The organism is Caballeronia sp. GAWG1-5s-s (assembly GCF_023631445.1).
GTDB lineage: Bacteria > Pseudomonadota > Gammaproteobacteria > Burkholderiales > Burkholderiaceae > Caballeronia.
Window position 1 is genome coordinate 1 of sequence record NZ_JALQDC010000019.1, and the last position, 10368, is coordinate 10368.

10 protein-coding genes are annotated in these 10368 nt (G+C 62.5%); 7 read left to right on the forward strand and 3 right to left on the reverse strand.

Going from position 1 to position 10368, the window contains the following annotated elements:
* On the reverse strand, positions 1-409 hold a 409-nt coding region (locus NCR34_RS13435), incomplete at its 3' end, for a helix-turn-helix domain-containing protein (RefSeq protein ID WP_250500061.1).
* 440 nt (positions 410-849) lie between these two features.
* On the opposite strand from NCR34_RS13435, the gene fliL reads away from it, so the two are divergent.
* The 7 genes from fliL (at position 850) to fliR (ending at position 5430) form a co-directional block, all read left to right on the forward strand.
* Positions 850-1341: a flagellar basal body-associated protein FliL gene (gene fliL, locus NCR34_RS13440; RefSeq protein ID WP_248320709.1), complete on the forward strand. Its 492-nt coding sequence runs from the start codon at positions 850-852 to the stop codon at positions 1339-1341.
* A 33-nt stretch (positions 1342-1374) separates the two neighbouring features.
* Positions 1375-2376 carry a flagellar motor switch protein FliM gene (gene fliM, locus NCR34_RS13445; protein ID WP_175938539.1) on the forward strand — a complete coding sequence of 334 codons (1002 nt, stop codon included), beginning with the start codon at positions 1375-1377 and terminating at the stop codon, positions 2374-2376.
* The gene (gene fliN / locus NCR34_RS13450; RefSeq protein WP_175938540.1) at positions 2369-2803 is read left to right on the forward strand and encodes a flagellar motor switch protein FliN; all 435 of its coding nucleotides are present in this window, start codon (positions 2369-2371) and stop codon (positions 2801-2803) included. Before fliM ends, fliN begins: the two co-directional genes overlap by 8 nt.
* The gene (fliO, locus tag NCR34_RS13455; protein ID WP_248320708.1) at positions 2800-3315 is read left to right on the forward strand and encodes a flagellar biosynthetic protein FliO; all 516 of its coding nucleotides are present in this window, start codon (positions 2800-2802) and stop codon (positions 3313-3315) included. Before fliN ends, fliO begins: the two co-directional genes overlap by 4 nt.
* A gap of 262 nt (positions 3316-3577) precedes the next feature.
* Positions 3578-4348 carry a flagellar type III secretion system pore protein FliP gene (gene fliP / locus NCR34_RS13460; protein ID WP_206467222.1) on the forward strand — a complete coding sequence of 257 codons (771 nt, stop codon included), beginning with the start codon at positions 3578-3580 and terminating at the stop codon, positions 4346-4348.
* A 10-nt stretch (positions 4349-4358) separates the two neighbouring features.
* Entirely contained in the window at positions 4359-4628 is a 270-nt protein-coding gene (fliQ, locus tag NCR34_RS13465; RefSeq protein ID WP_175938546.1) for a flagellar biosynthesis protein FliQ, read from the forward strand.
* Between the two features lie 7 nt (positions 4629-4635).
* The gene (gene fliR / locus NCR34_RS13470) at positions 4636-5430 is read left to right on the forward strand and encodes a flagellar biosynthetic protein FliR (protein WP_248320707.1); all 795 of its coding nucleotides are present in this window, start codon (positions 4636-4638) and stop codon (positions 5428-5430) included.
* Between the two features lie 1392 nt (positions 5431-6822).
* Here the strand turns inward: fliR and flgL are convergent.
* On the reverse strand, positions 6823-8061 hold the full coding sequence (flgL, locus tag NCR34_RS13475; RefSeq protein ID WP_248320705.1) for a flagellar hook-associated protein FlgL: 1239 nt from the start codon (positions 8059-8061) through the stop codon (positions 6823-6825).
* An 11-nt stretch (positions 8062-8072) separates the two neighbouring features.
* On the reverse strand, positions 8073-10010 hold the full coding sequence (gene flgK, locus NCR34_RS13480; RefSeq protein WP_248320704.1) for a flagellar hook-associated protein FlgK: 1938 nt from the start codon (positions 10008-10010) through the stop codon (positions 8073-8075).
* Positions 10011-10368: the final 358 nt, after the last annotated feature.

A 10368-nucleotide genomic window follows, 5' to 3' on the forward strand; every position in this document is an offset into this window, starting at 1 on the left:
GCGCGTGTTCGAAGCGCTGCCACGGCAAGGCTGCGGTGCTGCTCTCGGCGCTGATCAGGCCGTGCCGATGCAGAATGCGCGTCACGGTGCTCGGCGATGGGGTTCGATCGCAACCGAGATCGCTCATGCGACGCGCGATTTTGGGCGCGCCCCAGGCTGGCTGCGCTTGACGCAACTCGACCACGCGCGCCTCGACATCGGCCGCCGTACGCGACGGGCTATGGATGGGCCGCCGGCATCGATCGGCCAGCGCGGTGTCGCCCTGCTCGTAGCGCCTGATCCACTTGTAGCCGGTCTTCGGACTAATGCCGTACTGGCGACACAAGGCGCGTCGATTGGCCCCTTCTTGGCTGGCGAACTTCACGAACTCAAGCCGCAGTTCCATGATGTCTTTGCTATCCCAGGTCATGACCGACTCCGGACGAACCATTCGTCCGAAGTGTTACCTATGTCCTGGAACAGGTGTTACCCATGTCTCCGCTCTATACACAGCAGCAAAGAAAGTGACCCCCGCCCCGGGGAGGGGCCACGCTTATAGACCGACGCGAAAACAAGTTCCACGAAAGAACGAAAGAACGAAAGACCGCCCCGAGCCCAAGTCCCACGAAAGAACGAGCTGACGAACCGTTACTGCGTAAGTTAGCAAACCCGCGCCCAGCCAAGGGGCAAACCCCCAACAGCCATGCGCAACGACAAGCTCCACACAAAGCCCCCCACACCGAATCCTCAGTTCCGCCCCCGACCAACCGCCCGAGAACCCCAAAAAGGCACCAAAAATCCCCTCTGTTCGACCCATCACGACAAGCCGCGATAGCGAACAATTCAACCTATCGAAAGAGGCACGCATTCATGGCTACCACTACTGCAAACCAGCAACCCATCGTTCCCGCGAAGAGCGGCAAGCTCAAGCGCATTCTGATCATCGCCATCGGGGCGATCGTTCTGCTCGGCGCAGGCGCCGGCGGCGCGTACTTCGTGCTCGGCAAGTCCGCGCACGGCCCCGCGAAGCCCGCGCCGCTGCCGCCGCCCGTGTTCTTCCCGCTCGAGTCGCTGACAGTCAACCTGCAAGCCGACGACGGCATCATGCATTACCTGCGCGTCGGCCTCACGCTCAAGCTCAAGGACGAGAAAGGCCAAGCCGCGCTCACCGAACGCATGCCGGAAATCCGCAGCCGCATCCTGCTGCTGCTCTCCGCCAAGCATCCGGACGACCTCGCGGGCATCGACGGCAAACGCAAGCTCGCCGACGAACTGCGCGTAACCGTCGAAGCCGCCGCCAGTACGCCCGAGCAGCCGGCCCACATTCAGGAAGTGCTCTTTACTGAATTCGTCGTTCAGTAAGCGCCCGGCACCCAATCAAGGAACGAGAGAGTCATGGGCCACGAAGAGTTCATGTCGCAAGAGGAGGTCGATGCCCTCCTCAAGGGCGTCACCGGCGAGATCGACCAGGTCTCCGACGAAAACAAGCCAGCCGGCGTGCGTCCGTACAACATCGCGACGCAGGAACGCATCGTCCGCGGCCGGATGCCCGGCCTCGAAATCATCAACGACCGCTTCGCGCGCCTCATGCGCGTGGGCATCTTCAACTTCATGCGGCGTTCGGCGGAAATCTCCGTCGGCCCCGTGAAGGTGCAGAAGTACAGCGAATTCACGCGCAATCTGCCGATCCCGACCAACCTGAACCTGGTCCATGTGAAGCCTCTGCGCGGCACGTCGCTGTTCGTGTTCGATCCGAACCTCGTGTTCTTCGTCGTGGATAACCTCTTCGGCGGCGACGGGCGGTTTCATACGCGCGTCGAAGGCCGCGAATTCACGCAGACCGAGCAGCGCATCATCCACAAGCTGCTGAACCTCGTGTTCGAGCACTACGCGGCCTCGTGGCGCAGCGTGCGCCCGCTCCAGTTCGAATACATGCGCTCGGAGATGCACACGCAGTTCGCCAACGTCGCGACGCCGAACGAAATCGTCATCGTGACGCAGTTCACCATCGAATTCGGCTCGATCGGCGGCACGCTGCACATCTGCTTCCCGTACTCGATGATCGAGCCGATCCGCGACGTGCTCTCCTCGCCGATTCAGGGCGAAGCGCTCGAAGTGGACCGCCGCTGGGTGCGCGTGCTGTCGCAGCAGGTGCAGTCGGCCGAAGTGGAGCTGACGGTGGATCTCGCCGAGATTCGCTCGTCGTTCGCGAAGCTGCTCAACATGCGCGCGGGCGATGTCTTGCCGATCGACATTCCCGAGCAGGTCGTCGCGAAGGTGGACGGCGTGCCGGTGATGGAATGCGGTTACGGAATTTTCAATGGTCAATATGCGCTGCGTGTCCAGAACATGATCAGCAGCGCCAGCGATTCGACGAAGGAAGGTAGTTATGAGTGATCTGATGCAGGAAGGCACCCAGCCCGGCGCGACCGACATGAAAGACGAAGAACTCTCGATGGACGATTGGGCGAGCGCGCTCGCCGAACAGAACGGCAACGAAGCGCCGGTCGCATCGGCGGGCGTATTCCAGCCGCTGTCGAAGGCCGCGGCGCCCTCGACGCGCAACGACATCGACATGATTCTCGATATCCCCGTGCAGATGACGGTGGAACTCGGGCGCACGAAGATCGCGATCCGCAACCTGCTGCAACTGGCGCAGGGCTCGGTCGTGGAACTGGACGGCCTCGCAGGCGAGCCGATGGACGTGCTCGTGAACGGCTGTCTGATCGCGCAGGGCGAAGTGGTCGTGGTGAACGACAAGTTCGGCATTCGCCTGACGGACATCATCACGCCGTCCGAACGTATCCGGAAGCTGAATCGATGAAACGCCTCGCCACCGTTGTCGTGTTGGCCGCGCCAATCTTCGCCCATGCAGCCGACATGAACGCCGTGAATCATGCCGCGCAGATCGCCTCGGGCGTCGGCGCGGGCAGCGCGGTGCCTTCGCTCGGCTTCGGCGCGGTGCTGCAAACGCTGCTCGGGCTCGCCGTCGTCATCGGCTTCGTGTTCGGCTGCGCATGGCTCGCCCGCAAGTTCGGCTATCAGGGCGGCAAGCGCAGCGGGCTCGTCAAGGTGGTGGGCGGCGCATCGCTCGGCAACAAGGAGCGCGTGGCAGTGGTCGAGGTCGGCGATACGTGGCTCGTGCTCGGCGCGGGCCCCGGCAACGTGCGGCTTCTGCACACGATGCCCGCCGGTTCCGCCGAAGCCGAAGTGCCGGCCGGCGTGACGGGATCGCCCGCGCAAACGTTGCCGGGTTCGTTCGGCCAGCGCTTTCGCGATGCGCTCGCCGGCGAAGCGAACAAGCGGCTTCAGAAGTTCGTCAGTACCGGCAAGTAAAGCCGACCGTTCCAGCCGATCCATCGGGCGTGCTCCGCGAGGACCACGCCCGTTTTGCTTTGGGCGACGCGCGCTTTCGCAATAGAACGAGTTGGCGCCGAATTGCCCTTCTGTTCGCGCCATCGTTTGCGACCGGGATAGTCAACAATTCATGCTATCGAAAGAGGCAGGACACCATGGCTATCACATTCGTCATTTTTCAGAGTCAGCGGCTTGGCGACGCGCTCAAGCGTCTCATGCAGTTCGTCGGCGGGAGCAAGTAATGCAGGTCGGTCGTCACATCGCGCGGGGCGTGAAGCTCGCGCTTCCGGTTGTCATCGCGCTGTCGCCGCTCGCGGCCCTCGCGCAAAGCACGGCGGGTTTGCCCGCGTTCAACACGAGCCCCGGCCCCAACGGCGGCACGACGTATTCGCTCAGCGTGCAGACCATGCTGCTGCTGACGATGCTCTCGTTCCTGCCCGCGATGGTCCTGATGATGACGAGCTTCACGCGCATCATCATCGTGCTGTCGCTGTTGCGCCAGGCGCTCGGCACGTCGAGCACGCCGCCGAATCAGGTGCTCGTCGGCCTCGCGCTCTTTCTCTCGTTCTTCGTAATGTCGCCGGTGCTGGACCGTGCCTACAACGACGCATACAAGCCCTTCTCCGAAGGCCAGATCGCGATGGATCAGGCAATGACGCGCGGCGTCGCGCCCTTCAAGCAGTTCATGCTGAAGCAGACGCGCGAATCCGATCTCGCGCTGTTCGCCCGCATTTCCAAGGCCCCGCCGATGAACGGCCCGGAAGACGTGCCGCTTTCGCTGCTCGTGCCGTCGTTCATCACGAGCGAGCTGAAGACCGGTTTCCAGATCGGCTTCACGATCTTCATTCCGTTCCTCATCATCGACATGGTGGTGGCGAGCGTGCTGATGTCGATGGGCATGATGATGGTGTCGCCCACGACCATCGCGCTGCCTTTCAAGCTGATGCTGTTCGTGCTCGTCGATGGCTGGCAGTTGCTGATCGGCTCGCTGGCTCAAAGTTTCGTATCGTAAGGAGACGCGCATGACACCCGAATCCGTCATGACGATGGCGCATCAGGCGATGGTCGTCGCGCTGTTGCTCGCCGCGCCGTTGCTCTTGGTCGCGCTCGTCGTGGGTCTCGTCGTGAGCCTCTTCCAGGCGGCCACGCAGATCAACGAATCGACGCTCTCGTTCATTCCGAAGCTGATCGCGGTCGCCGTGACGCTCGTGATCGCCGGTCCGTGGATGCTCTCGACGCTGCTCGACTACATGCGCCACGTGTTCACGATCACGCCCGCGATTACCGGCTGAGCGTTCGATGTTCTCCGTCACCTACGCGCAACTGAACGGCTGGCTCACCGCGTTCCTGTGGCCGTTCGTGCGCATTCTCGCGCTCCTCGCCACCGCGCCGGTCTTGAGCCACATGGCCATTCCGACGCGCGTGAAGATTGCGCTTGGCGCGTTTATCACGCTGATCGTCGCGCCGACTTTGCCCGCGATGCCGCAAACCACGGTGTTCTCGGCGGCGGGCATCTGGATCATCGTCAATCAGTTTCTGATCGGCGCGGCCATCGGCATGACGATGCAGATTGCATTCGCCGCCGTCGATGCCGCGGGCGAGTTCATCGGCCAGCAAATGGGCCTCGGCTTTGCCATGCTTTACGATCCGCGCGAGGGCGGCAATGCGGTGGTCATCTCGCGCTATCTGAACACGCTCGCGATGCTCGCGTTTCTCGTGTTCGACGGCCATCTGCAATTAATCAGCGCGCTCGTGACGACGTTCCAGAATGTGCCGATCGAGGCGAACGTGGTGGCGGCGGCATCGCATGCGCAGGGCTGGCGCGTGCTTGTTGGCTATGGGACCAGTATTTTCGGCACGGGCCTGCTGCTTTCGCTTCCGATCGTGGCGGCGCTGCTCATCTCTAATCTGGCGCTGGGCATTTTGAACCGGGCGGCGCCGCAGATCGGGATTTTCCAGGTTGGGTTTCCAGTCACGATGCTGGTCGGCTTGCTGCTCTTGCAGCTCATGTTGCCCAATCTGATGCCGTTCTTCTTGCGCATCTTCGATGCGGGTATCGCGCAAGTGGGGCGCGTGGCTGGGGCACTTTATTGAGGTTGGGCGTCGGCGGGATGCCGCCTCGGTGTTTGGTTTGTTCCGTGCCACCTTATCGGTCGGTCGACGCACGTATGTCGTTGCGGCGGTCGACTCCGCAGACCGACTGTCAGCAACCAAGTTGCGCCACTGTCGTCGCGCAATGCTGGAGACACAACGGGGCACCGCTCTTTCGCGTAACGCCCCGCGAACACCGCGCGCTTATCCGCCCGGTTCGAAACGTCTGCCATTTCCTTAACATCTCATCGGTCGATCGACGCGCGAGCTGATTGCGGCGGTCGACACGGTAGACGAGCCGTCAGCAAAGAAGACGCGCCACCGTCGCCGTGCGATGCTGGGGACAGCGAGGGGGCATCGCTCTTTTGCGCAATGCCCCGCGAACTACTATCGCTTTCAGCAGAATCGCGCGTTCATGCGTCCGGTTCGACGCCTGCCACTTGCTTCGCACGCCATCGGTCGACCGACACCGTACCTGACTGCGACGGTCGAGACGGCATACCGACTTCGGCAAAGAAGTTGCGCCACTGTCGTTGTGCGATGCCAGAGAAAAGAAGGGGCACCGCTCTTTTACGCAGTCCCCCGCGAACTACTATCGGTTTCAGCGGAATCGCGCGCTTATGCGTCCGGTTCAAGGTCTGCCGTTTCCCTGCACGCCATCGGTCGATCGACACGCGTATCTGATTGCGGCGCTCAACACGGTAGACCAGCCGTCAGCAACGAAGCTGCGCCACCGTCGTCGTGCGATGCTGGAGACAGCGACGGGGCATGGCTCTTTTGCGCAATCCCCCGCGAACTACTATCGCTTTCAGCGGAATCGCGCGCTTATGCGTCGGGTTGAACGTCTGCCGTTTCTTTGCACGCCATCGGTCGATCGACACGCGTATCTGATTGCGGCGGTCGATACGGCAGACCGACTACAGCAAGGAAGTCGCGCCACCGTCGTCGTGTGATGCCGAAAGCGACAACGAGGCACCGCTCTTTCGCGCAATGCCCCGCGACCTGCTATCGCTTTCAGCGGAATCGCGCGTTCATGCGTCCGGTTCAACGTCTGCCACTTTCTTCGCACGCCATCGATCGACGCGCGCATCTGATTGCGGCGGTCGAGACGGCATACCGTCTTCAGCAAGGAAGTTTGCGCCACTGTCGTTGTGCGATGGCGGAGGCAGCAACAGGGCTGCCGCTCTCCCGAGCAACGCCCCGCAAACTGTTATCGGCTTCAGCGAACCGTGCCTTCATTCGTGCGGGTCAACGTCTACAGTCGAGACGGCAGCCCGACCGACAGCAACGAACTCACGCCTTTGTCGTCGCGCCACGCCGAAAACAACAACGGGGCAAAGCTCTCCCGAGCCATGCCCCGCAACCTACTACCGCTTCTATCAAAAGCCGCCGCGCTTACCCGCCCAAATAATCAAACAACGACATCTTCTGAATCTGCGTGAACGCCATCTGCGCCGCCTGAAGCGAGTTCTGCGTCAACTCATACGAGCTGATCGACGAAACCAGGTCGATCTGCGTCAGGTTCGCCAGATCCGATGCGTTCTGCGTCTGCGTCGTCTGCATCGCCGTCTGCGTCGATTGAATCTGCTGCTCGCGTCCGCCCACCACGGTCTGCGCCGCCAGCACGTTGTTGAACGTGTTGGTGATCTTCGTGCCCGCGGTCGTCAGCGCGTTGGTCAGCGCGGCGTGCGCGCTGTCCGATCCGGTCGGCTGCTTCAGCGCGCTCACGAGGTTGTCGAGCGTCGCGAAGATGTCGTTGTTGCCAGCGGTCGCGGGCTGCACCGTGAAGCTGTCGCCATTGCCGGGCGCGCCCGCAACGGACACCGTCTGGCCGCCGAGCGTGATGTCCGCTTTGCCGGTGTACGCGGTCGGCGTCGTCGGCAACGATGAATCCGCCGGCACCGCCGTGACCGTGTAGCTCGTCGTGCCCGCGGTGGCATCGACGGCGAACTGGATCGTGTACGTGCTGCCGTTATTCGGATTGCTCGGGTCGGAAACGCTCACGCCGCTGATCGTGCCCGTGCCCGTGTTCGTCGCAGCCGCGCTCGAAACAGGCGTGCTTTCCGTCGGCGATACGCTGCCGAAAATCGACTGGCCCGGGTCGCCCACCGCGATCGAACGTCCCGCGCTGATCTGCACCGTGCGCTGGCCGGCGTCGCCCGAATACGTCGCGCCGACACCCGACGGGTTGTTCGTGTACGGCTGCGTGCCGCCCTTGAGGCCCGAGAAGATGTAATTGCCGTCGCTGTCCGTGGTGTTCGCGATGTTCATGAGCTGATCGCGATAGCCCTGAATCGCATTGGCGATGGCCGTGCGGTTCGCGTCCGTCAGCGAGCCGTCGCCGGCCTGCACGAGCTTCGTCTTGATGCTTTGCATCACGTCGCTCACGTCGCTCAGCGTGGAGTCTTCCTGTTGCAGCGAGGAGAGCGCCTTCGTCTGATTCGTGCCGTATTGCGTGAGCGCGTTGCCCTGCATCGTGAGCTGCACGGCCTGCGCCGCGCCGAGCGGGTCGTCGGACGCGGTCATGATGCGCTTGCCCGACGATATCTGCTGATACATGGACGCCAGCGTGCTCTGCTGGTCGCTCATGGAAGCGACGTTCAGATTGAAGTACTGGGAACTGGAAATACGCATCGCGAGTTGCCTCAGTTGAAGATGCCGAGCAGCGTCTGGAACAGCGACGACGCGGTCTGAATCACCTTGCTGTTCGCCTGATAGAGCTGCTGATACTGGATAAGGTTGGCCGCTTCTTCGTTCAGGTTCACGCCTTGCACGGACTGCTGTGCCGCTGTCGCCTGATTGAGCAGCGCGGTCTGCGACGAACTCGTCGCCTTGAGCTGATTGGCCTGATTGCCGATGTCGTTCACGTAGCTCGCGTACGAACCCGTGAGCGTATCGGTGCCGCCGTTGAGCGACTTCGCCGAGACGAGGTTCGCCATCGCGAGCGCGTTGCTGCCGTCGCTCGTGCCGCCCTTGTTAGCGGCGATATTGAACACGTCCTTGTCGGCGGGAACGCCGCTCAATGTCGCGCTTACGCCGTTGGACGTGATCGTGAGTCCCTTCGAGGCGTCGTACGGAATCGTCGAGTTCGCGGTGTACGCGGTGCCGTTCACGGTCACATCGACGTTCGACGTGAAGCCGCCTGCGGCCTTGTCGTACGTGAGCGAGATGTTCGACGGCATGCTGTAGCCCGCCGCCACCGTCGCCGACGTGATCGAGCCGGTGCCCGTGTTCGAAGTCGATGCCGAGCTCACCGCGGGCGATGCCGCCGCGATCGCGGTAGGGCTCTTCGTGGTCAGCGCGAAGTTGTCCAGCGCGCCGCGCGTCGGCTGAATGCTGAAGGAGTCGCCCTTCTGCATCGTGCCGGACACGGTGATGTTGAGGCCGTCGAACGTGCCGCTGTTGGCGGGCGGCGTAATGCTGCCGAGCGATTTACCCGACGCCGGATCGGTCACTTCGTAGTCCGTACCGTTGTACGTCAGGGTGTAGTCGCCCGTGGAAGGCTGCGACGCGTCGGCGAACGAGACGGCCACGCTGCCGCTGCCCTTGTTGCGCGCGTCGGAATATACGTTGGGCGTGCCGGTCGAAAAGAGCGCGCCGCCCGCCTTGCCGCTCAGGTCGAGGCCGAGCGCGTTCTGGCTATTCAGTTGCGAGGCGAAGCTCGTCGCGATGGCGCCGAGTTGCGCCTGCGCGGGATCGAGCGTCTGCGTGCGGAAGTCGATCAGGCCGCCCACGACACCGCCCGTCAGCGCGGAATTGTCGATGTACTGCGTGTTCGCGGCGGTCTGCGGCGTGCCGTCGGTGCGCTTGAACGCGACGGTCAGCTCGCTCGGATCGGAGGGCGACGTCACCGTTTGCAGGCCGTACTGCGTATTGCCGACGACGAGCGGCTGCCCGTTGCCGATGAACACGTTGTAGTTGCCGTCCTGCTGCACGACTTGCACGCCGATCATCGAACTGAGGTTCGTTACGGCCTGATCGCGTTGATCGAGCAACTGGTTCGGCTGCTGGCCCGATGCGCTCGCGCCGTTGATCTGCTTGTTGAGATCGGCGATTTGCTGCGCGTAGTTGTTGATCGACGAGACGGCGCTCGACAGTTGCGTGTTGACGCTCTGGCGCAGCTGGTCGTATTGCTCGCCGGCGGAGGTCATCTGGTCGGCGAGCGTCTGCGCGCTGCTGACGAGCGACTGGCGCGAGGCCGTGCTGCTCGGCGAGTTCGCCACCGACTGCAGGCCGGAGAAGTAGTTGCTGATGCCCGCCGCGATGCCCGACGTCGGATCGCCGACGAGGTTGTTGAGCTGCGAGAGCATCGTGTAATAGGTGTTCGCCGCGCTGCTCGCCGACTGCGTGTTGTTGACTTGCGTCGTCAGGTACTGGCTGTACTGTCGCGTGACGGTGACCGTCTGCACGCCGTTGCCGAGATACCCGGAGCCGGTGCTTTGACCGGACGCTTCCTGGTACGCGACCTTTTCCAGCGTATAGCCGGGCGTGGCGGCGTTGCTGATGTTCTGGCCGGTCGTCGTGAGGCCCCACTGGGCCGCATTCAGGCCCGACAAGCCGATGTTGATGATGTTGTTGGACATGCACGAATCCTTTTCTGGCGCTGCCGCTTGATTGCACGTTATATCGGCTGTTCGCCGGGGAAATTTAATGGTTTCCTTTTTTGATGCTTTCGGGTTTTCGCCTGCGGCGGGCGTTGTTTGGGTTCTTGCATTTTGCTTCTATCTTTGTGCTTCGTATGCGGCGATGTACGGGGGGTTCTTGGGTTAATTCTCGCGTTTGGTTCTGTTTTGCTGCCGCTCCTTTTCGTGGAACTTCTATTCGTGTCGGTCTATTGGCGTTGCCCCTCCCCGGGGCGGGGGTTACTTTCTTTGCCGCTGTGTATAGACCGGAGACATGGGTAACACCTGTTCCAGGACATAGGTAACACTTCGGACGAAT